The sequence below is a fragment of the Paenibacillus sp. FSL H7-0735 genome, from assembly GCF_038008505.1.
GTDB classification, from domain to species: domain Bacteria; phylum Bacillota; class Bacilli; order Paenibacillales; family Paenibacillaceae; genus Paenibacillus_AQ; species Paenibacillus_AQ odorifer.
In genome coordinates this window covers 4,975,877-5,000,880 of the sequence record NZ_JBBOZH010000001.1, presented here as the reverse complement: position 1 = coordinate 5,000,880, position 25,004 = coordinate 4,975,877, and the positions used below count along the sequence as shown (strand labels likewise).

Annotated in this window: 25 protein-coding genes, 1 riboswitch and 1 other annotated feature; of the genes, 17 read left to right on the top strand and 8 right to left on the bottom strand. The window is 44.7% G+C overall.

Annotation, left to right across the window (positions count from 1 at the left end; translation table 11 throughout):
* Positions 1 to 89: 89 nt before the first annotated feature.
* From ytfJ to NSS82_RS22755, 13 genes are all read left to right on the top strand, one after another.
* Positions 90 to 578 carry a GerW family sporulation protein gene (ytfJ, locus tag NSS82_RS22815; protein WP_036676154.1) on the top strand — a complete coding sequence of 163 codons (489 nt, stop codon included), beginning with the start codon at positions 90 to 92 and terminating at the stop codon, positions 576 to 578.
* A gap of 250 nt (positions 579 to 828) precedes the next feature.
* Complete coding sequence (locus NSS82_RS22810) at positions 829 to 2,028, top strand: D-alanyl-D-alanine carboxypeptidase family protein (RefSeq protein ID WP_178420405.1); 1,200 nt, start codon at positions 829 to 831, stop codon at positions 2,026 to 2,028.
* A 36-nt stretch (positions 2,029 to 2,064) separates the two neighbouring features.
* The gene (locus NSS82_RS22805) at positions 2,065 to 2,730 is read left to right on the top strand and encodes a nucleoside recognition domain-containing protein (RefSeq protein WP_076273540.1); all 666 of its coding nucleotides are present in this window, start codon (positions 2,065 to 2,067) and stop codon (positions 2,728 to 2,730) included.
* A gap of 7 nt (positions 2,731 to 2,737) precedes the next feature.
* Positions 2,738 to 3,271 carry a spore maturation protein gene (locus NSS82_RS22800; RefSeq protein ID WP_036676158.1) on the top strand — a complete coding sequence of 178 codons (534 nt, stop codon included), beginning with the start codon at positions 2,738 to 2,740 and terminating at the stop codon, positions 3,269 to 3,271.
* A gap of 60 nt (positions 3,272 to 3,331) precedes the next feature.
* Positions 3,332 to 3,676: an N-acetylmuramoyl-L-alanine amidase gene (locus tag NSS82_RS22795; protein ID WP_036676164.1), complete on the top strand. Its 345-nt coding sequence runs from the start codon at positions 3,332 to 3,334 to the stop codon at positions 3,674 to 3,676.
* 20 nt (positions 3,677 to 3,696) lie between these two features.
* Entirely contained in the window at positions 3,697 to 4,455 is a 759-nt protein-coding gene (locus NSS82_RS22790; RefSeq protein ID WP_036676166.1) for a pseudouridine synthase, read from the top strand.
* Positions 4,456 to 4,575: 120 nt separating this feature from the next.
* Positions 4,576 to 5,097 (top strand): redoxin domain-containing protein, encoded by a 522-nt coding sequence (locus tag NSS82_RS22785; RefSeq protein ID WP_038572444.1) that lies wholly within the window; start codon positions 4,576 to 4,578, stop codon positions 5,095 to 5,097.
* Positions 5,097 to 6,782 carry a cytochrome c biogenesis protein ResB gene (gene resB / locus NSS82_RS22780; RefSeq protein WP_038572442.1) on the top strand — a complete coding sequence of 562 codons (1,686 nt, stop codon included), beginning with the start codon at positions 5,097 to 5,099 and terminating at the stop codon, positions 6,780 to 6,782. The genes NSS82_RS22785 and resB overlap by 1 nt, the downstream gene beginning before the upstream one ends.
* The gene (gene ccsA / locus NSS82_RS22775; RefSeq protein ID WP_036676173.1) at positions 6,779 to 8,041 is read left to right on the top strand and encodes a cytochrome c biogenesis protein CcsA; all 1,263 of its coding nucleotides are present in this window, start codon (positions 6,779 to 6,781) and stop codon (positions 8,039 to 8,041) included. Before resB ends, ccsA begins: the two co-directional genes overlap by 4 nt.
* 76 nt (positions 8,042 to 8,117) lie before the next feature.
* The gene (locus tag NSS82_RS22770) at positions 8,118 to 8,834 is read left to right on the top strand and encodes a response regulator transcription factor (protein ID WP_036676174.1); all 717 of its coding nucleotides are present in this window, start codon (positions 8,118 to 8,120) and stop codon (positions 8,832 to 8,834) included.
* The gene (locus tag NSS82_RS22765) at positions 8,835 to 10,271 is read left to right on the top strand and encodes an ATP-binding protein (RefSeq protein WP_076101492.1); all 1,437 of its coding nucleotides are present in this window, start codon (positions 8,835 to 8,837) and stop codon (positions 10,269 to 10,271) included.
* Between the two features lie 118 nt (positions 10,272 to 10,389).
* Entirely contained in the window at positions 10,390 to 11,883 is a 1,494-nt protein-coding gene (gene glpK / locus NSS82_RS22760; RefSeq protein WP_076273541.1) for a glycerol kinase GlpK, read from the top strand.
* Positions 11,884 to 11,897: 14 nt separating this feature from the next.
* Positions 11,898 to 12,113: a DNA-binding protein gene (locus NSS82_RS22755; RefSeq protein ID WP_036676180.1), complete on the top strand. Its 216-nt coding sequence runs from the start codon at positions 11,898 to 11,900 to the stop codon at positions 12,111 to 12,113.
* Between the two features lie 76 nt (positions 12,114 to 12,189).
* Here NSS82_RS22755 and NSS82_RS22750 read toward each other — a convergent pair whose 3' ends face one another.
* The 6 genes from NSS82_RS22750 to NSS82_RS22725 all read right to left on the bottom strand — a co-directional run bounded on the left by NSS82_RS22750 (position 12,190) and on the right by NSS82_RS22725 (position 18,569).
* Positions 12,190 to 13,182: a ketoacyl-ACP synthase III gene (locus NSS82_RS22750; protein ID WP_076273542.1), complete on the bottom strand. Its 993-nt coding sequence runs from the start codon at positions 13,180 to 13,182 to the stop codon at positions 12,190 to 12,192.
* Between the two features lie 54 nt (positions 13,183 to 13,236).
* Entirely contained in the window at positions 13,237 to 13,587 is a 351-nt protein-coding gene (locus NSS82_RS22745; protein WP_076101486.1) for a hypothetical protein, read from the bottom strand.
* A 207-nt stretch (positions 13,588 to 13,794) separates the two neighbouring features.
* On the bottom strand, positions 13,795 to 14,163 hold the full coding sequence (locus NSS82_RS22740) for a carboxymuconolactone decarboxylase family protein (protein WP_036676184.1): 369 nt from the start codon (positions 14,161 to 14,163) through the stop codon (positions 13,795 to 13,797).
* A gap of 10 nt (positions 14,164 to 14,173) precedes the next feature.
* The gene (locus tag NSS82_RS22735) at positions 14,174 to 15,814 is read right to left on the bottom strand and encodes a thiamine pyrophosphate-binding protein (RefSeq protein ID WP_143761336.1); all 1,641 of its coding nucleotides are present in this window, start codon (positions 15,812 to 15,814) and stop codon (positions 14,174 to 14,176) included.
* A 155-nt stretch (positions 15,815 to 15,969) separates the two neighbouring features.
* A riboswitch (cyclic di-GMP riboswitch) is annotated at positions 15,970 to 16,066 on the bottom strand.
* 174 nt (positions 16,067 to 16,240) lie between these two features.
* Positions 16,241 to 17,491: a methyl-accepting chemotaxis protein gene (locus NSS82_RS22730; protein WP_036676188.1), complete on the bottom strand. Its 1,251-nt coding sequence runs from the start codon at positions 17,489 to 17,491 to the stop codon at positions 16,241 to 16,243.
* 121 nt (positions 17,492 to 17,612) lie between these two features.
* Positions 17,613 to 18,569 carry a helix-turn-helix transcriptional regulator gene (locus NSS82_RS22725; protein ID WP_038572440.1) on the bottom strand — a complete coding sequence of 319 codons (957 nt, stop codon included), beginning with the start codon at positions 18,567 to 18,569 and terminating at the stop codon, positions 17,613 to 17,615.
* A 159-nt stretch (positions 18,570 to 18,728) separates the two neighbouring features.
* Here NSS82_RS22725 and NSS82_RS22720 point away from each other — a divergent pair, with 159 nt between their 5' ends.
* Positions 18,729 to 19,562 (top strand): SDR family NAD(P)-dependent oxidoreductase, encoded by an 834-nt coding sequence (locus NSS82_RS22720; protein WP_076273544.1) that lies wholly within the window; start codon positions 18,729 to 18,731, stop codon positions 19,560 to 19,562.
* Positions 19,563 to 19,916: 354 nt separating this feature from the next.
* On the opposite strand, the gene serA is transcribed toward NSS82_RS22720, so the two are convergent.
* Both serA and NSS82_RS22710 read right to left on the bottom strand, forming a co-directional pair.
* Positions 19,917 to 21,509, bottom strand: coding sequence for a phosphoglycerate dehydrogenase (gene serA / locus NSS82_RS22715; RefSeq protein ID WP_036676193.1), 1,593 nt, complete (start codon positions 21,507 to 21,509; stop codon positions 19,917 to 19,919).
* A gap of 243 nt (positions 21,510 to 21,752) precedes the next feature.
* Positions 21,753 to 21,983: a binding site (T-box leader), on the bottom strand.
* A gap of 110 nt (positions 21,984 to 22,093) precedes the next feature.
* Positions 22,094 to 22,999, bottom strand: a complete 906-nt coding sequence (locus tag NSS82_RS22710; protein ID WP_076141319.1) for a hypothetical protein — start codon at positions 22,997 to 22,999, stop codon at positions 22,094 to 22,096.
* Between the two features lie 115 nt (positions 23,000 to 23,114).
* Between NSS82_RS22710 and NSS82_RS22705 the strand changes: the two genes are divergently transcribed.
* From NSS82_RS22705 to NSS82_RS22695, 3 genes are read left to right on the top strand one after another with little or no spacing between them, the layout of a single operon-like run.
* The gene (locus NSS82_RS22705) at positions 23,115 to 23,708 is read left to right on the top strand and encodes a CPBP family intramembrane glutamic endopeptidase (RefSeq protein ID WP_036676197.1); all 594 of its coding nucleotides are present in this window, start codon (positions 23,115 to 23,117) and stop codon (positions 23,706 to 23,708) included.
* Positions 23,705 to 24,109 carry a hypothetical protein gene (locus NSS82_RS22700; RefSeq protein WP_076141318.1) on the top strand — a complete coding sequence of 135 codons (405 nt, stop codon included), beginning with the start codon at positions 23,705 to 23,707 and terminating at the stop codon, positions 24,107 to 24,109. Before NSS82_RS22705 ends, NSS82_RS22700 begins: the two co-directional genes overlap by 4 nt.
* Positions 24,103 to 24,945, top strand: coding sequence for a metallophosphoesterase (locus NSS82_RS22695; protein WP_052097190.1), 843 nt, complete (start codon positions 24,103 to 24,105; stop codon positions 24,943 to 24,945). Before NSS82_RS22700 ends, NSS82_RS22695 begins: the two co-directional genes overlap by 7 nt.
* The last annotated feature ends 59 nt before the right edge of the window (positions 24,946 to 25,004 follow it).

Here is a 25,004-nt window from a genome sequence, read left to right as displayed (position 1 = left end):
AATGAAAGTTACATACAAATGGGCGGAAGTGGGGATGATATACGCTGTAGAAGAAAGAGAAATCGTACTCAATTAAAGGAGGAAACAATATGAGCGACCATCCTATTCAAGGCCTAATGCAAACAGCGATGGAAAATATCAAGGGCATGGTAGATGTGAATACCATTGTCGGAGATCCAGTACAAACTCCTGACGGCAGCATCATCCTGCCTATCAGTAAAGTTGCCTTTGGATTTGCTGCTGGTGGTAGTGATTATCGAGTAGAAGATTCTATAAGTGGTTCAAGCTCCCAAGGTGGAGTCAAAATGCTTCCATTTGGTGGAGGTAGCGGGGGAGGCGTCTCCATTCGACCGATCGCTTTTTTAGTGGTAGGTAAGGATGGAGTGAATATTGTCCCTCTGGACAATCAAACTCACCTATTCGAAAAAATCATCGACGCAACACCAGGGCTCATCGACAAAATTCAAACCATGTTCCAAACCAGCAATGCTGCAGCTCAAACGCCGCCAACACCTGCCACACCAGCAGCAGCACCTGTTAAAACCGATCCAAGTACATCTCAATCTTCAACTCATTAGGTACACATAATTCTACAAATAGCCTCGGGGATATCGCCATACATCAGGCGGTGTCCCTTTTTTGACGTATCAGAAAGTATATTTTGGTCCCCGCAAATTACCTGAAAAAATATCGAAGCAAGGCCTCACATTGTGGGGATATTTTGTGTGGAACATCCCAAGGAGTGGACATACCCTAAGGCTGGTCCGCATACACTTGTACAACATAAACACTTTTACTTAAGATCCGATAAGAAGCCGGAGGATGAACATGAAGACAATAACCCGTAAATGGCCATTCGCCTTAATATTGTGCCTTTCGCTGCTGCTTCTGGCGCCGCTATCTTCAATTCAGGCCGAGAACAGCTCTATCTCTACACATGCAAGAGCAGCGGCACTGATTGATGTGGAATCCGGGCGTATTTTGTACAGCAGCCGTGGGGATGAGCCTATGCTTATTGCCAGCTTGACCAAAATTATGACCGCCCTCGTCGCCATTGAGAATGGTGATTTAGCCTCTAAAGTCAAAGTAGGAAAAAATGCCTATGCGAAAGAAGGCTCTTCTATTTACTTGCAGCAGGGAGAAGAGATGACGCTGGAAAATATGCTGTATGGCCTGATGCTGCGCTCAGGGAATGATGCAGCAACGGCGATCGCAGAGCATATCGGTGGTTCTGAAGAAGGTTTTGTATACCTGATGAACGCTAAGGCTGAGGAGCTAGGGCTAACCCATACTCATTTTGCTAATCCCCATGGTCTTGACGCTGAAGGGCATTATTCAAGTGCCAACGACTTGGCTGTTCTGACCGCTTATGCTCTTCATAATCCTGTATTTAAAGAAATTGTGAAGACGCAGGAGAAAACTGCAGACAATCCAAATGAGAAATGGGATTACAAATGGAGAAACAAAAATAAGATGCTGTATTTATACGAGGGAGCGGACGGTGTAAAGACAGGTTATACCAAAAAAGCACTGCGCTGCCTTGTCAGCTCTGCCACCAGAAACGGCCAGCAGCTTGTTGCAGTTACTATAAATGACGGCGATGACTGGAATGATCATGCTTCCCTGCTAAACTTCGGGTTTAATCACTATCCGCTCAAAACACTGATCGAACGTGGTGATGCCGTGACGGGCTATAACTTTGTAACCTCCAAAACCTTTGCTTATCCACTTGGACAAGGTGAACAAAATAGAGTGATCACGAAACTTGTTTTGAATCAGAAGGAAACGGTCTCAGCCGAAGCTACGCGAGCAAATTTTGGATTGCAAGGGGCGCTTGTGCTGGAGCTGGGCGGAAAAGAAATAGGTCGCGTGCCGGTGTATACTCCTGAGAATCTGCCTCCTGAGCAATCTGCTTATATGAAAAAGTATAGTCCCACACTAGCCCAGTCTTATCCGGCAAACAATTGGTTCCAGGCGCTGGGCAGTGCGCTGAAAGCTCTATTTGAAATGGGAGCGAGTTCGAAATAAGAAAATGGGCTGATGAATGAAGAAGGAGGCGTATCCATGATTAACGGGATTTGGCTAGGAATGATCATCATCGGTTTTCTGTTCGCCGCCGTTAACGGCAGAATGGATGAGTTTACAGCCGCCGTATTCGACGGAGCCAAGAGTGGGGTAACGGTTAGTTTTGGCTTAATCAGTGTGCTTGTGTTCTGGCTTGGGATCATGAAGATAGCAGAAGATGCAGGTTTGCTTAAAAAGATTGCCAAGGTGCTTGGCCCTGTCGTAGCTTTTTTATTCCCTGATGTGCCGAAAGGGCATCCTGCCATTGGATATATTCTCTCCAATATGAGTGCTAATCTGCTGGGACTAGGCAATGCCGCAACGCCAATGGGCATCAAGGCGATGCAGGAGCTGCAAAAGCTTAACCCTGATAAAGAGACCGCCACACCAGCCATGTGTACTCTTCTAGCGCTTAACACAGCAAGCATTACGCTTATCCCGGCCACACTGATTGCCATCCGGTTAAACTATGGTTCAGCCGATCCCGCAGGCATTGTAGGTACAACCCTTGCAGCAACGGCCGTGGCTACACTTGCAGCGATTGCGGCAGACCGGTTTTTCCGAAGGCTGACTTTACTGCGCAAACCGCCGAAGCCCCCTTCAGCAAAGTCCGGGGTTCCTCCTTTGGCGAAGACAACACTCCCTCATTCCTCATTGAAAGGGTGAACGTGATTTGTACCAGTTTATCAGTCTCATATCGGCATGGGCGATTCCGGTCATGATCACGTTCATCCCGCTCTATGCTTTTACGCGCAAGGTGCCAGTCTACGAATCCTTTGTTGAAGGTGCGAAAGATGGGTTTGGCACGGCCATTGCGATTATTCCTCATCTTGTGGGGATGCTGGTTGCGATCAGTGTTTTTCGCGCTTCCGGTGCGCTGGACTTTTTTATGGGCTTCATATCCCCAGCCCTGCGGGGGCTTGGTGTTCCTGCCGAAGTATTGCCGCTTGGTCTTCTGCGGCCGCTTACGGGGACTGGGTCGCTTGCCTACACTACGGATCTGATCCGTGTGCATGGCCCGGATTCTTTAATTGGTATGATTGCTTCCACCATACAGGGGAGCACAGATACAACGCTTTATGTTTTGACCGTTTACTTTGGAGCTGTAGGCGTACGGAATGGCCGTTATGCGCTTAAGGTTGGTCTGTTCTCCGATGTTGTCGGCTTTGTCGCTGCGATCGCTGTGTGTCTGCTATTATTTGGATAGTCACCCCATTGCCCCCCTGAACATATGCTATTGCAGCAATGTGGAGGGGGGCATTCCGCAATGAACTATAAAGGTTTTATTCTGCATCATTCTAGCTGTACATCCATTAACGGTAAAGGTTTTGACTTCTGGGTAGGAGTGGATGGCGCAATTTATGCAGCACCGCTACTGACAGATCCGGAGTATATTCATATTTGTTTGGAAGGTGATTTTGGTAAGGAAGTGGGCGATCCTCCAATATCCGGAAGGAAGGAGCAGCTTTTTGCAACGGCTAAACTCGTTTTAGAATTAGTAGAACGCTACCAAATCTCCCCTTTAATCATCGAACCCCACAATAATTCCTGCCCAGGAGCATTTTTTCCTTGGAATGAACTTGTGATTTATCCCTCTGATGGTTATCATTGATCTGAGGTGACTAGTCGAATATGGAAAGATTACAGAAAATTTTGGCGCAGGCCGGTGTGGCGTCCAGACGTAAGTGTGAAGAAATGATTTTGGCCGGTAAAGTGGAAGTCAACGGGGAACTCGTAACTACGCTTGGCACGAAGGTGGACCCCGCAACAGATATTATTAAAGTTTCCGGTAGACTGATCCGGGGCGAGAACAAAATCTATATTATGTTCAACAAACCTAAGGGAGTTATCACAAGCGCTTCCGATCCAAAGGGTCGTAAGGTTGTAACTGACTACCTAAAAGGAATTACTGAACGGGTTTACCCTGTAGGCCGGCTCGATTACGATACGGAAGGTTTGCTGCTGCTGACAAATGATGGGGACTTTGCTAACTTGCTAACCCATCCGAAGCACCATGTACCTAAGACGTATCATGCTACGGTCAAGGGTATACCGCATGGTACTGCATTGGACAAGCTGAAAGCTGGCATTAAGCTGGAAGATGGCATGACAGCGCCTGCGGAAGTAGAGTACAAGGATATTGATGAAGCAAATAAAGAAGCGGTAATCAGCATCACGATTCACGAAGGACGTAATCGTCAGGTACGACGCATGTTTGATGCGATTTCACACCCCGTACTCCGTCTGAAACGGATTTCATTCGGGGATATTATGCTGCAAAATCTCAAACGTGGCTCATACCGTCATTTGACCAAGGATGAAATTAACCATCTGCAGCAAATTGCCAAAGCAGGATTGCTTAAAGAAAGAACTCCACGTAAAGAGTCATAAAGACACAGAATATTCACAATTAAACCCCCTAAAGCTGTGACGAAATTCGCTATAATGTTCATAGGATGTTCACACCTTACAACATAAGTATGAGTTGCGTCACAGAAGGGGGCTTTACGTGTGGGTAAAGCAAGAAAACCAATTCAAATCGTGATTCTGTTTCTAATTGTTATAGTGGGCGGTTATGCCATCGGTTCCTCTGTATTTGGGGGAAGCGGCAAACCAGAGGAAGGGAGCAAAGCACCTTCCTTTGATTTGCTTGGGCTTGACGGTCTGGCTCATACCCTAGACGAATATAAGGGCAAGACTATTGTGCTTAATTTCTGGGGCTCTTGGTGTGCACCTTGTGTCAAAGAAATGCCGGCTCTCCAAGCGCAATGGGAGAAATGGAAGGACAAGGACGTAGTGGTCTTAGGCATTAATGTGGGCGAAGACCGGATGACTGTCGAGAATTTTGTGAAGCAAGTAAACATCGATTTTCCGATTTTGATGGACACTGGACGTGATGCTGTACGAAGTTATGGTATTTCTCCGCTGCCAACTACCTTATTCATTAATTCCAAGGGTAAAATTGACAACATTCATATCGGCCAGCTTGATTTGAATTCACTTGATGATCAAATTGGGAAGCTGGTGGATTGATGAGTGAACGCGAGGCATTTATAACCAATACCAAATGTGAATGTGGCCACCAGAACCCTGTAGGCACTGTTTTATGCGAAGCATGCGGGAAGCCGTTGGGTAAAGAATCAGACTGGGGCGAGAATTTGGAAATGCGTTACGATGGCGTAGCTCGCCGTTCTCAGCGCGTTAACCCGGGGATTATTGATCGGGTGTGGAACTTTTTCTCTTCCGTCAAAATAGCGATCTATCTGATCGTGTTGACACTTATAGGCTCTATGTTAGGGACGATTTTCCCGCAGGAGAGTACTTTTCTTAATATCGATGCCTCAATTTATTACAAGCAAGAGTACGGAACAGCCGGATATATTTATCACAAACTTGGACTTTCACATACATACGAATCCTGGTGGTTTGTAACTCTACTCGTAATGATCGGCGCTTCACTTGTGATCTGTAGCTTGGACCGAGTACTTCCGCTCTATAAGGCCTTAACCAGGCAGAAGATTCGGAAACATCGTCAGTTCTTAACTCGGCAAAAAGCTGTGTTAGTAACTGAAGTACAAGAGGAACCAGAAGCTTGGGTAGCCCGGGTAATTCAGCCAATGCGTAAAAAGGGCTATCGCGTGAAGACGGATGGAGGAGCTCTGCTGGCAGAGAAACATCGCTTCAGCCGCTGGGGACCTTATGTAATACATATTGGCTTAATTATTTTTTTACTTGCTGTATTAGCAAGAGGATTGCCGGGACTGAACATGGATCAGCATCTTGCTTTCCCGCAAGGGGAGATCACACAGATTCCGGACACCACCTATTATTTGAAAAATGAGAAATTCACCGTGGAGTTTTATACGGAGGAAGAGATGCCTGAGGAATTTCGAGGCAAAAAAATACTTCCAAAGCTATTCCAGACCCAAGCTGTGCTTTATGAATGCACCGCGGATTGTGGAGACCCATCGAAGGAACCACAGCTATCCGAGGTGACGAAACATGATATCCAAGTAAATTCACCTTTGGATTATAAAGGATTGAAAGCGTATCAGTTTGATTATGATCTGACCCCGGTGCTGCGTTCGGTACAGCCTGAGCTTAAGAATTCCACCACTGGCGAGGCGTTCGGCAAATTTAAGCTGGACATGAAGAATCCTCCGCGGGCAATTCAGGCGGGTCCTTATACTTTAACTTTGAAAGAAAAGTATATGGATTTTGGTCTAAATGAGGATGGACAGCCGATATCCAAATCACCTTATCCGAATGCACCTGCTTTTTTGTTCCTGATACAAGGTCCGGATCTCCCGGCGGAAGGGCAGCAGTATTTCTATTTTCCTAAACAGGTGGATAAGGCGCAGTTTCAACAGGCTGCCATTAACGATAAGCTTGGCGGGAGCAATAGATTTCTTGAGCTTGAAGTGGACAACATGAGCGACGTTGATTTTTCGGAATCGACTACTTACTTGAATATACGTATTGATCGTGCAATGCCGTTTGTATGGCTAGGTGCAGCAATCGTGATGCTGGGTTTAGTGCTTGGCTTCTACTGGCAGCATAGACGTATCTGGCTTACCGTTGCTAACGGGGAGCTTATCCTCGGAGGACATACGAACAAGAACTGGTTCGGGTTCCGCCGTGAGATCGTTTCTATTTTAGAAAAAGTAGATCTGGTAGTCGATGAAAAATCATTAGATAATGGAGGAGGCCTTTCATGAGCTTGCTCGACATCAGCAGCGCTGTCTTTATTGCCGCATTTTTATTATACAGCGGTTCGTTTATGTTATTCACTATCGCCATCATGGGTCGCAAGTGGTCAGGCCGCAAGCCGGAGGAACATACCGCACGTTGGGGCAAAATTGCTTTTATTTTCTCTTCAATAGGTCTTATCTTTCATCTTATTTATTTCTTTACACGTTGGGCGGGCTCAGGGCATATTCCGGTCAGCAACATGTACGAGTTCATGACTTTTTTATCGATGATGGTCATGGTTGCCTTTACTGTGATGTACGCTATTTATCGTAAGGTAATCTTGGGTCTCTTTGCAGTTCCAATCAGTATTATTGTGATGGCTTATGCCGCAGTATTTCCACAGGAAGTACAGCCGCTGATTCCATCTCTTCAATCGAACTATTTAAAGATTCACGTAACACTGGCTGCACTAGGTGAATCCTTCTTCGCAGTAGGGTTTGCGGCGGGACTGATGTATCTGCTGCGAACAGTCAATTTTTCCAGTAAAGAGAAGGCGGATCGCAAGCAACAGAGGCTGGTCGAATTTACTCTCTTTTCAATCATTGTTATAATTGGGTTTCTGGGTTCTGTTTTTGCATTCCGCGGAGCAGGCTACGAAACTGTTTTTGTCCGTCCGAACGTTACGATTGACAGCCCCGGGCAGGAAAATAGTACAATAGAGAAAGTGAGTTATCGAATGCCGCCGATTGTGGCACCTCACAATAGCGAAATTGAGAGCTTCCAGTCGTTTCTTGGCATAAAAGAACCACTCTTTGAGGCACCATCTTGGATGAATGGTGTAAATGCTGGACGGAAGTTTAATACTGTAATTTGGTCACTCCTTTCCGGATTAATCCTCTACGGAGTTCTTCGCTTGATCGTACGTAAACCGCTGGGCACTGCTTTACACCCAGTGATGGACGGAATTGATGAGGGCGATCTAGATGAGATTACGTATAGGGCGATAGCCATTGGCTTTCCTATTTTCACATTAGGCGCTTTGATCTTTGCAATGATATGGGCGCAAATCGCTTGGGGAAGATTCTGGGGATGGGATCCTAAGGAAGTCTGGGCGCTTGTCACTTGGCTCTTCTATAGCGCTTATCTTCATTTACGTTTGGCTCGTGGATGGCAAGGAAGAAAATCTGCCTGGCTGGCTGTGCTTGGCTTCCTGGTCGTAATGTTTACTCTGGTTGGCGTTAATTTAGTCATCGCCGGACTTCATTCTTACGCGGGGACGGACTGAGCATAGTTTACCTGTTAACGTTGCACAATGGTTTAAAGATTACGTTCTACTGTATTGATGAAGGGGTTGTAGTGAAATGGCAGATCATTTAAACAGAATTCTGGTAGTGGATGATGAGGAACGTATTCGCCGCCTGCTAAAGATGTATCTTGAAAAAGAAGGTTATGAAATCGATGAAGCGGAAGACGGAGAAATCGCTCTTCGTAAAGCAACAGCAAATGACTACGGTCTAATATTGCTGGATGTTATGCTGCCTGGCATCGATGGGATGGAAGTGCTGACAAGACTCAGAGGAGTGAAGTCAACACCGGTGTTAATGCTTACAGCTAAAGGCGAAGAGATCAACCGTGTTCAGGGCTTTGAGATGGGCGCAGACGATTACGTTGTGAAGCCCTTCAGTCCACGTGAAGTCATTTACCGGGTGAAGGCTATTATGCGCCGTTCTTCGGCAACTGCTTTCTTGTCCAAGGAGAGCAATTCCAGCAATAACATTGTATTTACTCATCTTATTATTGAGCATGATGCTCACCGTGTGACTGCTGGTGGTGAAGAAGTGAGTTTGACACCTAAAGAATATGAACTTCTGCATTATTTGGCTATTTCGCCGGATAAAGTATTTTCTCGTGAAGAACTGCTTAAGGATGTCTGGAATTATGAATTTTTCGGAGATTTGCGTACTGTAGATACTCACGTAAAACGCCTTCGTGAAAAACTGAATAAAGTATCACCGGAATCCGCAGCGATGATTACGACCGTATGGGGCGTAGGCTACAAACTAGAGGTACCTAAATAAGTGAACTTCTGGAGAAGTCTTGTCGGCAAACTGTGGGTTACGATCATCTGCCTGGTCGCTGTCGTACTTATTACCTTGGGGTTATTTTTGCTTCCCTACATAGACAGTAACTTTGCCAATTCCGGAGATATCAAACGTTTATTTATGTATACTTGTATGATCGGATTTTCTTTGACTACATTTTTTGCGTTATTTTTGTTTACCAAAATCACTCAGCCGATGCAGCGTGTCATTGAAGCTGCGAATAACATTCGCCGGGGAGAATACGGAACAAGGCTTACGCTGGTCACAAGTGATGAAATTGGCCAGTTGGCGACTTCCTTTAACCATATGGCTGAGGAGCTTGAAGAGAATATTCGCAGTCTGCATCATGAGAAGGGGCATTTATCTAGCGTACTGCGCAGTATGAGCGATGCTGTGATCACCTTTGATATTGAAGGGCAGATTATTTTGACCAATCCGCACGGCCAAGCTCTGCTAGAGAGCTGGAGCGATTTGCAGTGGGAACATGCGAGTGATGCTGAGCTCCATCCCGAAACGGCTGAGAGCAGTGTTCCGCCTCCCCTGCGTCCTTTATTTTTAAGCACCCTGAAACAAGGTGGCGATGACCGCTCCAATGTACATGTGCGGCAGGGCGTCTGGTCTGTTCATATGGCACCATTATATTCTGAAGGCAGCATCCGGGGAGTAGTTGCTGTACTGCGGGATGTGACGGAAGAGGTGCGTCTGGAAAAGATGCGCAGAGACTTCGTTGCTAACGTCTCCCATGAAATACGCACTCCGTTGTCGATGATGCAAGGGTACAGTGAGGCTTTATTGGACGGGATGGCTTCATCCCCCGAAGAAAGCAGTGAGCTGATCCAGGTCATTCATGACGAATCACTGCGTATGGGGCGTCTGGTTAAGGATTTGCTTGATCTTGCCCGAATGGAAGCCGGACATACGGATATGATGAAAGCTCAGGTGGACATGAATGAACTGCTGGAACGAGTCTACCGTAAATTTTCTGTACGTGCCAAAGAGCGCGATATCCATCTTCACTTGCAGCAACAGAGCGATATTGCTGTTCTGAAGGCAGCGGATGAGGATAAACTGGAACAAGTCCTAACCAATTTACTCGATAATGCTTTCCGCCACACACAGGGTGGCAAAAAAATCACAGTTCATACAGGAACTTGTGTATTAGAAGGTCGTCGTTATCTTGAGATTAAAATTCAGGATGAAGGGGTGGGAATTCCACCAGAGGATCTGCCGTATATATTCGACCGCTTCTACAAAGCTGATAAGGCGCGTGTACGGGGAGAATCAGGTGGAACAGGACTTGGGCTTGCGATTGTTAAAAATATTGTAGAGTCGCATCACGGGACCATCTCAGCTTCAAGCAAACTAGGCGAAAGTACAACCTTTACGCTAAGACTTCCTGTCGAAAAACAGTAATTCCAAACACAATGTGTGATAGCGCCTCTGACAGCAGAGGTGCTTTTTGTTGAAACAAACACATTAATCTTGTTCATCGTGGAACATATCTTGTAGGTTTTGCTTGGGAGGGCATAGAATGATTTTATCTTTAGACCAAGGTACTACCAGCTCACGAGCCATATTGTTCGATACGGAGGCTAAATGGGTCTCACAAGGTCAATATGATGTTAAGCAATCCTTCCCCCATCCAGGCTGGGTAGAGCATGACCCTGAGCAAATCTGGGAGTCACAGCTCGCAGCGGCAAGAGACGCGATTGCGCGGGGTGGCATAGCGGTTGAGGAGATCTCTGCCATCGGAATAACCAATCAGAGAGAAACGGCTTTAATCTGGGATAAAACAACGGGCAAACCGATATACCCTGCGATCGTGTGGCAGGACAGGCGTACTGCAGAGCAATGTGAAGAACTTAAAAGTAAAGGGCTGGAGCAAGTTATTGCGAGCAAGACGGGCCTTGTTGTAGATGCTTATTTCTCAGCTACCAAAATCTCCTGGATACTGGATCACGTGGATGGTGCCCGAGAGCGGGCGAATCGAGGGGAGCTTCTGGCAGGTACGATCGACAGCTGGCTAATTTGGCGACTTACCTGCGGAGCCGTACATGCGACTGATGTTACCAATGCCTCACGTACGATGCTGTTCAATCTTCATGAACGGTGCTGGGATGAAGAGCTAATGCAAGAGCTTCGTATTCCGCGTACCATTCTGCCAGAAGTAAGAATGTCTGGCGGCGAATTTGGAATAGCAGACAAACAGTGGTTTGGGGCGGATATTCCAATTCGCTCTGTACTTGGAGATCAACAGGCCGCATTGTTTGGACATACTTGTCTAGAACCCGGCAGTGCCAAAAACACCTATGGTACAGGCTGCTTTATTCTAATGAACACAGGCACAGAAGCTGTAGCCTCCAGCCATGGCTTGTTGACCACTGTAGCTTGGGGTATGGGAGATGAACTCTATTATGCTCTCGAGGGCAGTGTGTTCGTGGCCGGAGCGGCCGTTCAGTGGCTGCAGGAGGGGCTTGGTCTTATAGAGGAGCCATCAGGCTCAGAAGATAAAGCACGGGAAGTAGAGGACAGTGAAGGGGTTATCGTTGTGCCTGCGTTTACCGGACTGGGGGCACCCTATTGGGATATGTATGCCCGTGGAGCCATATTTGGCCTTACTAGAGGCACTACCTCAGGACATCTGGTACGAGCTACATTGGAGTCCTTAGCCTTTCAATCTAGAGATGTAATAGGAGCTATGGAAAAAGACGCAGGCATGCCATTGACCGGCCTTCGTGTGGATGGCGGAGCTGTGCGTAACGATTTGCTGATGCAATTCCAGTCTGATATCCTGGGCAGTGAGGTTACTAGAACAACATATGCGGAGACAACAGCGCTAGGTGCAGCGCTTCTGGCGGGATTAACGTCCGGAGTCTGGACACGTGCCCAGCTAGAGAGCTTCAACAAGGCTGAGAGGGTCTTCTCGCCTGAGATGGGTATAACTGAGCGGGAAGGTCGTTACAACGCCTGGAAGGACGCTGTAGCGCGTACCATGGGTTGGGAGAAGCATGAAGGATATCAGTGATAAAGGGGCTGTATATGTCTATGATTAACGGAACCGAATCTGATCTGCCGGGCGGACTATCTAAGCCGGCGCTTCGAGCCCTGCATGGGGCTGGATATGTTCAGCTTCAACAATTCAGCAAGCTTACGGAGGCAGAGCTTCTGCAGCTACATGGATTGGGGCCAAAGGCGATCGTTCTACTGCGGAGTGCTCTTGCGGAAAAGGGGCTCACCTTTGCAAGTAAGTCTTGATGTTGCGTTCATATTTATAACAAAAAGCGGCAAGCTTAGGTGAATCCCTAGCTTGCCGCTTTTTGTTATATAGCTCCTAATATTCAATAACAAATGCTACATTTTGCCAACCGGCGCCCACTGTCCAGAACAGGACTTTATCACCACGTTCGATCTTTCCAGTAGTTACAGCTTTATGTAGAGCAATAAATGGGCTGCTGGTAGAGGTATATCCGAATTCATCCCCTATGTATACCGCTACATTGCGATCAATACCGACTTTCTCACACATCTCTAAGATATTAGGCAATGAAAACTGTGAGAAGCAGGCTGCTTTAATGGCTTCAGGCGCGATATTGTTGTTAGACAGTAGAGTACGAATAGACTCAGAAGCAGCATCTATGCAAATGGAATCATCAAAAGGAATAAACTTCACATTAAACTCTCCAGCCGCTACACCTTGTTTACCCAGTTTAGCCAGGCCTGCGCACGGGAACTTGGATTTATCGCAAACACAAGGATCCGTTTGGTAGATAGAGTCAATGAAACCGACTACATCCTCAGCTTGTTCAAGAATGACTGCCGCCGCTGCATCACCGAAGTTAGCGTAGTAGACTGGATCATTCTTATCGGCATGAGGGGTAACATAATCGGAGCCGATTACCAACGCTCGTTTAATCCTAGGATTCGCTTGCATCTGACGGCTAACCTGTTCCACTGAAGCCGTCATACCCGCACAATTAGCATTGCTGTCAATGCAGATCGTATGGGATGCGCCTTTGATCAAACGGTGAATCATTAATGAGTTGGTAGGAAAGATATACTCAGGAGTTTGACTTGCATAGGCAATAAGGTCGATATCGGCACCTGTGAGACCACTTTTCTCCAGAACATTCCGGGCAGCCTCAAAAGCCATCGTAAGGGAATTCTCATCCGCATCCTTAATACTATACCGTGTAATACGACCTAATGCGGATAATAGACCTCGAATATCAATGCCTTTTTCGTCAAAATGCTTAATGAAAAAGTCGTTACCAACTATATTGCTGGGATGATAGATATCAATGCCTTTAATAGGAATTCCGGTCATAATACGCCTCCAGGAAAGCAGTAAAATGTGGCCTACATATTAAGATTAAAAGATCTAGACTGTAACCGCAGAAATGATCTCGATGTTATCGAGTCCAGCTTTACGGCCAAGACGGGAAAGCTGCATTTTGAGGATCGGGTTATTTTCAAGCGTTAGATTTACTTTTACAAAACCATCATTCTTAAACATTACAAAGCAGCTTTCTAAAAGAGGTACCACATCTGGTGCAGTTACATTTAGCTTTCTGCAGTCGATTTTTAGTTCATAGTCAGCTGGAGTAATTGGATTGATAGTTTGTTGATAAGCTTGAATAGATTTTAGACCATCTTCTTCAGAAAATGTTCCATCCAACTCAATGTTAATAACCTTGTTTGCAGTGTCTGTCTTCAAAATGAAACTTCCCATGCCTAAATCTCTCCCATAGATTGAATTTGTCCAAAACAGTTCGACTGCAATATCCAGCCCTTTATATATCCACTTAGCTGTTTTATAAAAGTCAAAATTCGACACTATACAGCAAGTATTGGGATATTCCGACTCTATTATAGGCATATTTTTCAAGTGCATGCAATAATAAAGTCGAATTTTGTATATTGTTGTCGAACTGTTGGGTTATTGGATTTCTTCTATGGTTGCAAGCAGGATATTAAAAGCTGTGATGATTCTAGGTGCCCCTATAACGGGTACTAAGTGTAATAGAATGCCTTTAAGCTGTTCTACGGTGACTCCAACACGAAGGGCCATAACATAATGAACACCCAGCTGTTCGAATTGACCCATTGAAATTAAAGATGAAATGACTGCAATTTCCTTCCAGTCAGGGGCTATAGTATTACGTTGAAAAATATCGCCATAGGCATTCCCCATAATAAATTCAGCCAAGTCAGGGAAGTGGTCTTTAATTGGAGCTAGTGCTTTTGCGCCATAGTCTCCTGATAGATTCGTGAAGTGGTTGAGACCACTGTTGATATTTTCCTTCATGGTTAGCCTCCTAGTTTAGGTTCAAAGTACGGTGTGCAGTCGGAGGGACTTCATCACGGTCTGTTAGTAGTTCAATAACGGCAACATGGTTTAGAGCTACCGCATCTTTAATTGCAGCTGTGAATTCATCCGCAGTCTCACATTTGTAGCCTTTAGCACCTAGAGATTCAGCGAATTTCACGGCGTCCATTGGTACTTCATATAGAGTTCCATCGATACGACCTGTGGTTTTCTCCATACCCTTAAGAGCCATATCTAGTTGCTTATTATTGACCACGATAAAGATGACAGGGATATCTTTGCAGACAGCGGTGTTAATCTCAGCGCCGAGCATCATGAAACAACCATCACCTGTAATGCAGAGGACAGTTTCTTCAGGAGCTGCAACTTTTGCACCAATAGCCATGCCGATCGAATTACCCATGCAAGCAAAATAAGCATCAAAAAAAAAGCTGCCCGGTTTCTTAACCTTGTACCATTTTGCAGCGTGGAATCCATGGCTTCCATCATCAACGAAAATTGAATTATTATAAGGGATCAAATCACTTAAAGTGCTCATTACTGAAGCCAGTGAAAGATTCTTGAGGGTTGGAAGCTCTTCTGAATAATCAGCATCGGCCAAAGCCTCACGTTTGGTGATTGTGCTGGGGTCAATATGATTTAGGCAGTGCACCAAATTATCGCGCAGGTCCCCAGTGACCGGTATCGTTTTGGACAATAGGATTTTTCCGACAAAGGTTGGATCAATATCAAATTGAATTAAAGTTGCTGGATGATTCTCCCGTTTAAGATTACAGATGGTCATATCACTTAAACGTGATCCAAGCACTATAAACAGATCGCTTTTATTCAATAAATCATCCCCGTGGGTCGAACCGCCAACGCCAATAGGACCATGATAGAGCGGGTGATCCCAGACTATAGCCCCTTTTCCACCAGGAGATGTTACTACAGGAATATTAAAAGTTTCTGCGAGTTGAACAAGCTCTTTATGTGCTCCGGAGCGGTTAATTCCTTTACCCGCAATAATCAAAGGATTCTTAGCAGCTTGAATAGCATCGATGACTCTATCGATATTTGCTTGACTAATTAGAGACTCTCTTTCAGGGATTACAATATTGCATTCTTCCAATACTTCAGTTTGTACATCAAAAGGAATACAAAGATGAACAGGACCCCGTTTGGCCAGGGCCACAGAAATCGCATGATTAAAAATAGTACCAAAGTGATCCCCACGTTCAACCAATTTACTGAACAAGGTGGCAGGTCTGAACATATCAGCTAAATCAGCCAGAAAAGAGGTGGAGTCCTGACATTGAGGAATTCCAAGCTCTGTAATGGATTGGTGGCCAGTAATAAACAGGACAGGTAGGTTGTTAGCTTTCGCATGAGCTGCTGCTGTGAGCAGGTTAGTTCCACCAGGACCAGAAGTACCAAATGCTACGCCTAGGTTACCCGTTTTCAGCGCATACCCTGCTGCTTCGAATCCGGAGCTTGCTTCATGTCTACCGGGAATAAATTCAATACCGTAATCGACCATCTTTAGAACTATTGGACAAATCGATTTGCCAATGATCCCAAAAGAATGGGTGACTCCTAGGTTACGTAGTGCTTCCGCCATGTAATCTGCGACTGTCTTCAAAAGAAACACCTCACAAGTTTTTTGATATATATTAGTTATTAATCTACCGAATAGATACGATAGATCAATATACTCAAAAAGTAAAAACCTGTGCTCTATAGTAAGCACAGGTTGGTGGCATAAGGCGCCGCAAAGACTGAACAATAGTTCAGCCGTCCTGGTTCCTCTGCAACCTGGCAATCATGGCCTCAAACGAAAAAATGAGGCTGTAGATCCATGGTTTTGCGTCATCCTCTTTCGAGGATTTTGCCAATATTAATTTATAGTTGATAAGAATAATTTTCCTTTACAATATATTCCTCATTAATTTTTGTCAACATAATCCGCTAAAAAAACTCGAAATTTGACGAAAGTCTTGTCCAAGAGATGAAGTTTTGCCTCGCGAAAAAAACTGCCACCTAAGACTCAGCTTAGGTGGCAGTTGATAGTTTTGAACTAGAATTTAAAGATATGAATGGTTTTTTGCAGATTAAATACGGCCTGGGTCATTTTTTCCGTTTCTTCTGCAACAGACTGCAGGGCATTAATCTGTTCATTCATAGCCGCCGATACCTCTTCAGTGCCTGCAGCGGTTTCTTCGGTGATTGCTGAGATATTCTCAATTGCACTGGAAATTTTCAAGGCACTTTCTAGCATAAGATCACTCTCCGCAGAGAATGAAGAGATTTGCTCGGTAATGTACTGCACGCTTTGTACAATTTGTGCGAAAATATGGGCAGATTGAGTGATCATTTCATTCTGAACCTGCACAACCTCTTCATTGATGGCGATATTATCGATGGCTTGTTTAATATCTGACTCAATGCTGCGGACCAAACCGAATACTTCTTTTGTGGAAGCCGTAGATTCCTCAGCAAGCTTGCGAACCTCTTGAGCGACAACGGCAAAACCCCGACCATGCTCTCCGGCACGAGCAGCTTCGATGGAGGCATTGAGTGACAGCAGGTTGGTCTGCTCAGCGATCTCTGTGATGGTCTTGGTGATCATCGTAATCCCGCGGGCATTTTGTGAGAGAGCTTCAATAGTATCAGCCACTTTTTGTGTAGCCTCTATGTTTTTACGCATGCCTTCAGCCTGTGTATCTACGGATTGGCGCCCTTGCTCAACAAGTTCTAAGGTATGTATTGAACGTCTGTTCATTTCTTTGGTGGAGTTCGTATAATTGGATACTTTGGTCTCAATGTCTTTAATGGATTCTGTCATATCAGCGATATCCGTAGATATTTCATTTGCACCAAGAGCGAGCTCGGTAGAAGAAGAGGCTACTTGTGCCATAACAATTTTCAGGTTCTGGTTCTTATCTTCGATTCCGCGGCTTGCATCCATTACTTGACGGGTGATCTGCGATGCATCGGTCAGAATCTTCTTGAGCTTATCAATCATTGTGTTAAAGGAGCGGCTTACGTCACCCATTGAACCATTTTCGTCCGCTCTGCTAGTGAAATCCCCCTTCGAAATACTGTGAGATACATTAGCAATATCATCAAAAGATGATGTAAGCGTTCTCTCCACGAAGCGAGCAACAGGTAAAGTCAGACCTGCAAGAACAACTACTAGTATAATTCCTACGAGAAATTGACCTAGAATCATTAACGTAACTAAGACAGGAATAGCAAACAGTGCGGCAACGAGGTAACATCCGGCAACAATTCTTTGTTTTAACGGAAGTTTGTGCATCCAGCTCATTGGTAAAATGTCCCCCTTATTAAATTTTATGTAATGGTGTTATTATAGGGGATTTATAGGTCATTGGTCTATAGAGAAGTGTCATAAATCTTCTTTAAGTAGTAGATATTTAGAATTCATGTCAAAATTCCTCATATATTGTGGAAATTGTTTTAATAGCAGACTTTACCATCCCTACAAGTTCGGTAGGAGCTAAAACAATAACTGAAGGAGAAAAAGAGAGTACGATACGACAGGCAGATTCTATAGTATTAAACTCGGCCTCTACGTTCATCCACCCAGTATTAGCAGAGGGTTCTACTAAAGTTATAGTTACATATCTTTCACGTTGTAATTCTTTAAGAATAGACTCATTCACCTTTAATTTCACTACATATTTTGGCAGAGCTGCTTTAAAAGCTAAAGTCGACTGTTCCCAGTAGCTTTTTAAATCAAAAGTCTCAGGTCTGACAAATGATTCATTAGTTGCTTCAGCTTGTATTAATCTTGACACGCGAAAAGTCCGCATTTCATCCTCGGTTCGTGCCACTACATACCAAACTCCACGTTTTGCGACTAACCCAAGAGGTTCAATAAAACGTTCCTTCGTCTCGTCATTCCGTGGGTAAGTGATCTTTACTTTACGATCTTCCCAAACAGCTTCCTGCAGGATAGATAGGAACGGATAGGTCTCGTCGGAAGGGTGCCAGCTGGCACCATCAATATGGATGCGCTGGCTTAGGTAACTGGCTGGATTATTCGTCCTAGATGGCGAAGCAGCCTCCAGCTTGAGTACGGCAGAAGAAAAGTCGTTTTGTATACCCAGATCTTTTAAAATCGAGGAGTCTGCGGACAGCAGCAGAGTAGCAATCTCTGAGGGCTTCATACCCGTTAACGAGGTTCGGTATCCTTCTGTGAGCATCCAGCCCCCTTCGCGTCCCCGTTCGGCAAGAATCGGTATTCCTGCTGTACATAAGGCTTCCATATCTCTAAACACAGTTCGTTCAGACACTTCTAAGGTCTGGGCTAGCTCACGGGACGTCATCTTTCCACGATTTTGCAGCAAAAGTAAGATGGATAACAAACGATCGGCTCTCATTAAGGGAACATTCCTCCTCCTAATAAATGTTAGTCAGTTCTTAATTAATTATTATATTATATATGTCAGTTGATGTCATATTAAAGAATTATACTTATATAAGGTAAGGATTAAATATAGAACATTTAGAGAAAAACAAATGTAGAAAGGATTGAGAACATGACTTTAAAAGGAAAAGTAGCATTGGTCACCGGAGGCAGCAGAGGTGCTGGTAGAGGAATTGCATTGGAGCTGGCAAGGAAAGGTGCATTCGTTTATATTACGGGCAGAACGACAGAGGCCTCTGGCACAGGGCAAAGCAAGCGGAGCATTGATAACGTGCTTAGGGAAATAAAAGCGGAGGGAGGGTCCGGCAGCGCCATACGATGTGATCATACAAAAGATCAGGAGACAGAGACGGTCATTCGCCAGATTGCTTCAGAGCAAGGGCGGCTTGATATTTTAGTCAACAATGTATGGGGCGGCAACGATTTACTTATTGAGCAGAAGTCTTTCTGGGAGCTTCCAACAGCGCATTGGGACAATATGTTTAATGCGGGTGTGAGGGCACAGTTGGTAACAAATTATTACGCCATACCTTTAATGCGCGAGGCAAAAGCTGGCGGTCTAATCATCCACACAACCTTTTGGGATCATTACAAATATCTCGGAAACTTCTATTATGATCTTTCTAAAAATACACTTGTGCGTATGGCCTACGGGTTATCGATTGAGCTTAAAGAGGACAACATTGCAGTTATTCCTCTTACTCCGGGCTGGATGAGGACAGAGGCGGTGTTGGAGAGCATGACCACGGATGAGGAGCATTGGCATGAGGTTGAAGAATTGCAGATGACTGAATCCACAACCTATATCGGTAGGGCAGCCGCTGCTCTCGCAACCGATCCTGAGGTTATGTCTATGACCGGTCAACCGCAGCAGGTTGCTAAGCTCGCTGAAAAGTATGGATTTACCGACATCGATGGGCGGATTGTTCCCGCATTCTTAGTCTAAACAGCAAACTTGATCTGTTTGATCCCATTTCTGTGTACGAAGCAGTAAAGGACAGAGCTGATCTTAAATGCAGCATTTTCGTATATTTAGGACGCTATCGGTCCCCATAGACGCTATGGATAGGCAAAACACCTGATTTAGCTCTCTTTTTGAGGAATAGCGGCACTGGAGTCCGAAACACTGCTTCAAAGGTGAAGTTATTGCTTATAAGGCCATCTGGGTCCGTAAGTCTCCAGGGGAACTCGATTCGGTGTTGTAAATGAAGCCGAAATAGGTCGACGATCAACAACAAAAGCAGCGAAACTCCTATAAGGGGAGAGTCGCTGCTCTGTTGTTTGATTTCTATCTTATTGCTTACAGAAGAATGATTTCTTCGGCAGTGTTGATTTCTGGCAGGCCAGCAAGCTTCACAAGCACATGAGTAGGTACAGCTTTATCAACGGTCAGCAGCATGATTGCTTCGCCACCAACGATTTTACGTCCCACTTGCATGGAGGCGATATTGACATCATTTTCACCCAGCAATGTGCCCACAAGTCCGATAATCCCTGGTTTGTCGTTATGGGATACGACGATTTGATGTCCTTCAGGAGCGATATCAACTGGGAACTTGTTCACTTGAACAATTCTTTCTCCATAACCTTGCAGCAATGTTCCGGCTACGAGACGTTCTTGGTCGTGATCTGTTTTAAGGGTCACGGTAATCAGATTAGTGAACCCTTTAGTTTTGGAAGCTTTAGTTATTACTACATTAACGTCGCGTGTTTTTGCCAAGTGCATGGAGTTAACGATGTTAACATCCTCAGCGAAGTGGCGGGAGAGCACGCCTTTCACAATATAACGAGTAAGTGGTTGGGTATCGACATCTGACAGATCACCCGCATACTCAACATGGATTTCACGAATAGCACTATCTGTAATTTGGGTAACAAAGCTGCCCAGCTTCTCACCAAGTGTGAAGTAAGGCTGGAGTTTGTTCATTACGCTTGGAGCAACTGGAGGAATATTTACAGCATTGATGAACGGTTCATTACGCAGAATATGCAGTACTTGTTCCGATACATCGATCGCTACATTCTCCTGAGCTTCAATTGTAGAAGCGCCCAAGTGAGGAGTCACGATAATTTTTGGATGCGACAAGAATGGGTGATCTGCTTGTGGCGGCTCTTTTTCGAATACGTCAAATGCAGCGCCAGCAACAATACCGCTATCAATAGCTTCTACTAACGCCATTTCATCAATTACACCACCACGGGCACAGTTGATGATGCGCATTCCCTTTTTCATCACTTCAAATTGCGGGCGGGAAATCATATGGCGTGTTTCCGGAGTAAGTGGAGTGTGCACAGTAATGAAGTCTGCTCCGCGGACTACATCGTCAACGGAAGCTAATTTTACTTCCAGTTTCTCAGCACGCTCAGCAGTTAAGAAAGGATCAAAAGCAAGGATTTCCATGCCGAAAGCTTTGGCACGTTTAGCCACTTCGCTACCGATTCTGCCCATTCCCAGTACACCTAAAGTTTTGCCGCGAAGCTCTACACCCACGAAGGTTTTTCTATCCCAGGTTCCACCAATTGTTTTTGCATAAGCTTGTGGAATGTGACGGGCCAGTGCCATCATCATTGCAAAAGCATGCTCACAAGTTGTAATGGTATTTCCATCAGGAGCGTTGATAACAACAACCCCACGTTGAGTAGCAGCTTCCAGCTTGATATTATCTACACCCACACCTGCACGACCAATGACCTTTAAGTTTTTTCCAGCTTCGATAATTTTTTCAGTTACTGTAGTTTGACTGCGGACGAGTAGACCATCATATTCACCGATGATTGCAACGAGCTCATCTTCACTGAGACCTGTTTTTTTGTCTACAACTACATCTGTTGCGTCCATCAATTGCTGAATGCCCAAATCACTGATTGGATCCGATACTAATACTTTAAACATGGTTTCTTATCCCCCTTAAAGTTGAAAAGCTTTATATGTCGAGGACGCCCTGATGGACTGTCCACAATACCAGAAGGTTCACGAACTAGTAGAGAAAAACATGTAATAATAGTAGATCAACGCGGTGTCGCACAAAAGAAACAGCGTGCAAGAGTACCGCGAAATCGGTAACTTTGGGCATAAGGTAGTATTTATGGGGGATTAGGGAATTAAAAAAACTCTCAACCCCATACTACTGCCGTAGTAAGGGACGAGAGTTATCTTCGTGGTACCACCCTAATTCACTGCAACTTGGAAGAAGCAGCCTCATTGGCCTGCATAGGCCACACTGTTAACGGAGTTGATCCGATTGTACCTACTTTAAGGTTCGATACAATATCTCAGGAGCGCTAAAGATAGCTGTTCGTCACCGGTTTGCACCAACCACCGGCTCTCTGAAGACTTCCAGGATCTTTGTTCCATCATCGGTTTTGAATGATTAATTTTTTCATAATGTAACACGGTATGCAAGTTGTGTCAATAGGCTTTACAAGTAGCGTTTCTTGAAGTGAACTTCATTTTTCGTTATGATTCAATAACTGGTTCTATTCAAAAAAGAACGGAAGCTGTGGAAGTGTCTCCCTGTTATAATACTGTTCCCGCCATTTTACAAAATCCTGTTCCTGCACAGCACCTGTAGAAATCAACAAGGTTACTGAGGACTGGATATCCGAAAGATTTAATGAGTTTGCAGTGCCTGAGTAAATCATATCGTCTATTTTAGCAGTGATGTCCTGAGGATCATAACCTGCAAAAATTCCGCGATTCAACATCATGTCAGCGATAGAAGCATTCTTCAAAAGAAGGGGCATTTTTTTCCACTGAATGAAAGACATCGTTTTTAGTTCGCCAGGTGCAGAAGGTATTTTCTGGTTTGTCTTAGAGCCCCATTTTAGCATAGAATCATAGAAGTTCTTTTGTGCTAACAGACCGTACTTCACGGCGCCAGTTGTAAATTCATCATTTTTCAATAACTTTGCGGTCTCTGCACCAGATGCACTAGTAGAGACTTTGCCGGAGGCCTTAGAAAATAAAGTTAAGCTTTTGAGCACATTGACCTGTGACTGATGTAATAGAGGAGAGTTAGTGAAAATAGAATCTTGATTAACTCTCTCATATTGCTGGTCTGCTAGAATACTTAGATTCTTCATTACTGCCGCATTCATACGAGCATCTGTGCTGCGCGCTAACTTATCTACTTGAATGTTCCAATTTCGCTTGAATTCCCGATAGGGCAAAAATACGTTATGATAGAAAGTAACCAGATCCTGCTGTTGATAAGAGCCCGTGAATTCTACTAAACCATTCATACTTGATTGATTGTCATATTTGGCTTCAGTTTTGTCTGCGCCAACCTTGACGCCAGTAAAAAATGCGGCGAAGGCGCAAACTAGGAAAAACAAAAAAACTAGCGTGTATAACATTTGATTGCGGGACTTACGTTTGCTCATAATAAATGCTCCTTTTTCTGGGGGGATTATCCTATGTATTATGTATTGATAGCAACACTATGGACGGTTTCTCTCTCGGAGCTGCCCGAAAAAAATAAAGAACAGGCAGGTCACGATGAAAAAATTCAAATTTGGCGAGATTAAGGTTAAAAAGGTAGAACCAGGCCAGTTGACAGACCGTCTTCTGCTGCTCAATCTCTATATCACTCAGGGGCTCACATTAATTATCGGTTTGATATGGATATTATTTCAGAAAAGAAATCCTTTTCAGCTATTAATTATTCCAGAAAAAGTACATTTTGTGGCATGGGGCCTCGGACTTGCTGCTGCAATGCTAATTGTTGACTATTTATTGACACATATTGTCCCTGAGGAGAGCATGGATGATGGTGGAATAAACGACCTTTTATTTCGAAATCGACCTGTGTGGCATATTATCGTCATAGCAGCAATTGTATCGGTATGTGAGGAGCTCTTATTCCGCGGAGCCATCCAATATTCCATTGGCCCTTATTGGACGAGTATAGTATTTGCTCTTATTCATGTCCGTTATTTACGTCACTTTGTACCTACCGGCTGGGTGTTCTTAAGCAGTTATGGTCTTGGATATATTTACATTCAATCGGGCAGCCTCTGGGCCCCTATACTATGTCACTTCTTCATCGACCTGATCTCAGGTCTGGTGATCCGCTATAGGAGGGAATCATGAGTGAGGAATTAAGCCGGGTAAAGTCTCGACAAAAACAACACAAAAGTGAAAGCAAACATCCTGGCAAAAGTAAAAAAGAGAAGCGGACTTCGGAGGCTGTAAAAAAGGCTACTCCTGAAAAGAAGTCTGCTCCTATAAAGAAAAATGCTACCGCTCGGGTCTCTACTGCAACTTTATCAAGAAAAGCTCGCCGCCCAGCAGGTTCTGCAAAGCGCTCTTCCACAGGAAGTAAAGAGAAGGACGAAGAATCTGTTCCTTCTCGTTCAGATACTTATTCTTCAGAAAAAGTTCGTCTAAGCAAGATGTTTGTGAATTCTTTGATTTTTATCTTTGTTATTTTGCTAATAGGGCTGCTTTGGTGGGGAATTGAAGGAGCGCCTCCGCTGAGTACATTATGGTGAGTACATGGGCATGGGGAGTGGTCTTGGCCATTCTATTGATAGCTGCGGCTGTTGTCATAATCATGGTGATCAACGCGTTTAGAAACAGAATTATTACCGAGGAAATAATGCTAGATTCGCTACCTGAAGAGTTCGATGGATTTCGTATCTTGTTTATAACAGATATCCATCGCCGCCGCCTTCCGTCCGCGCTTCTGATGCCATTAAAGGGTGGAGTAGATGTTGTCTTTCTGGGAGGAGATCTAACGGAAAAAGATAGCCCTTTAAATCGTCTTGTCGATAATATGACTCTAGTTACTTCTATTGCATCTACCTATGTAGTGCATGGAAATCATGATTATCGGGCTAATATTACAAGGGTGGATGAGATTATTCAGGACAGTGGTGCAAAACTGTTAATGGATGAAAATGTGGCTTTTGAACGTGAGGGAGCTAAACTTTGGTTAACCGGAATTGATTTTCCGAAAAATGGGGGCAAAACTCCATACCGTCCTTTTCCGCAATTAACCACAAACACTTCTGCTGAAGATACCTGTCGTATAATTCTTGTACATGATCCGCTTTGGTTATCCAAGCGCCAAAGTGTGCCAGCGGACCTGATTCTGGCAGGTCATACGCATGGGGGCCAGGTGATCCTTCCGTTTGTGGGTCAAAGACATGTTGAGCATTTCTATCATAAATATGACGCTGGAAAGTTTAGTTGGCCAAGAGGTGACGGTTCCGCAAAAAATGCGCTGCTGCTGATCAGCAGAGGGTTTGGAACAGCACATCTGCCAATTCGCTGGGGTAGTCCTGCTGAAATGCATGTGCTGACACTGCGTAAATCAACCCAATAGTGCTTACTCTTTCCAGTAAGAAAAATAGGTAGCGTAAAAAAAGGGGGGTCCAAAGCCAT

What these genes read in the sequence shown, in the direction of transcription:
- ytfJ (WP_036676154.1), top strand. Translation starts at nt 90, where the DNA reads ATGAGCGACCATCCTATTCAAGGCCTAATGCAAACAGCGATGGAAAAT.
- NSS82_RS22810 (WP_178420405.1), top strand. Translation starts at nt 829, where the DNA reads ATGAAGACAATAACCCGTAAATGGCCATTCGCCTTAATATTGTGCCTT.
- NSS82_RS22805 (WP_076273540.1), top strand. Translation starts at nt 2,065, where the DNA reads ATGATTAACGGGATTTGGCTAGGAATGATCATCATCGGTTTTCTGTTC.
- NSS82_RS22795 (WP_036676164.1), top strand. Translation starts at nt 3,332, where the DNA reads ATGAACTATAAAGGTTTTATTCTGCATCATTCTAGCTGTACATCCATT.
- NSS82_RS22790 (WP_036676166.1), top strand. Translation starts at nt 3,697, where the DNA reads ATGGAAAGATTACAGAAAATTTTGGCGCAGGCCGGTGTGGCGTCCAGA.
- resB (WP_038572442.1), top strand. Translation starts at nt 5,097, where the DNA reads ATGAGTGAACGCGAGGCATTTATAACCAATACCAAATGTGAATGTGGC.
- ccsA (WP_036676173.1), top strand. Translation starts at nt 6,779, where the DNA reads ATGAGCTTGCTCGACATCAGCAGCGCTGTCTTTATTGCCGCATTTTTA.
- NSS82_RS22770 (WP_036676174.1), top strand. Translation starts at nt 8,118, where the DNA reads ATGGCAGATCATTTAAACAGAATTCTGGTAGTGGATGATGAGGAACGT.
- glpK (WP_076273541.1), top strand. Translation starts at nt 10,390, where the DNA reads ATGATTTTATCTTTAGACCAAGGTACTACCAGCTCACGAGCCATATTG.
- NSS82_RS22755 (WP_036676180.1), top strand. Translation starts at nt 11,898, where the DNA reads ATGTCTATGATTAACGGAACCGAATCTGATCTGCCGGGCGGACTATCT.
- NSS82_RS22750 (WP_076273542.1), bottom strand. Translation starts at nt 13,182, where the DNA reads ATGACCGGAATTCCTATTAAAGGCATTGATATCTATCATCCCAGCAAT.
- NSS82_RS22745 (WP_076101486.1), bottom strand. Translation starts at nt 13,587, where the DNA reads ATGGGAAGTTTCATTTTGAAGACAGACACTGCAAACAAGGTTATTAAC.
- NSS82_RS22740 (WP_036676184.1), bottom strand. Translation starts at nt 14,163, where the DNA reads ATGAAGGAAAATATCAACAGTGGTCTCAACCACTTCACGAATCTATCA.
- NSS82_RS22730 (WP_036676188.1), bottom strand. Translation starts at nt 17,491, where the DNA reads ATGAGCTGGATGCACAAACTTCCGTTAAAACAAAGAATTGTTGCCGGA.
- NSS82_RS22725 (WP_038572440.1), bottom strand. Translation starts at nt 18,569, where the DNA reads ATGAGAGCCGATCGTTTGTTATCCATCTTACTTTTGCTGCAAAATCGT.
- NSS82_RS22720 (WP_076273544.1), top strand. Translation starts at nt 18,729, where the DNA reads ATGACTTTAAAAGGAAAAGTAGCATTGGTCACCGGAGGCAGCAGAGGT.
- serA (WP_036676193.1), bottom strand. Translation starts at nt 21,509, where the DNA reads ATGTTTAAAGTATTAGTATCGGATCCAATCAGTGATTTGGGCATTCAG.
- NSS82_RS22710 (WP_076141319.1), bottom strand. Translation starts at nt 22,999, where the DNA reads ATGAGCAAACGTAAGTCCCGCAATCAAATGTTATACACGCTAGTTTTT.
- NSS82_RS22705 (WP_036676197.1), top strand. Translation starts at nt 23,115, where the DNA reads ATGAAAAAATTCAAATTTGGCGAGATTAAGGTTAAAAAGGTAGAACCA.
- NSS82_RS22700 (WP_076141318.1), top strand. Translation starts at nt 23,705, where the DNA reads ATGAGTGAGGAATTAAGCCGGGTAAAGTCTCGACAAAAACAACACAAA.
- NSS82_RS22695 (WP_052097190.1), top strand. Translation starts at nt 24,103, where the DNA reads ATGGTGAGTACATGGGCATGGGGAGTGGTCTTGGCCATTCTATTGATA.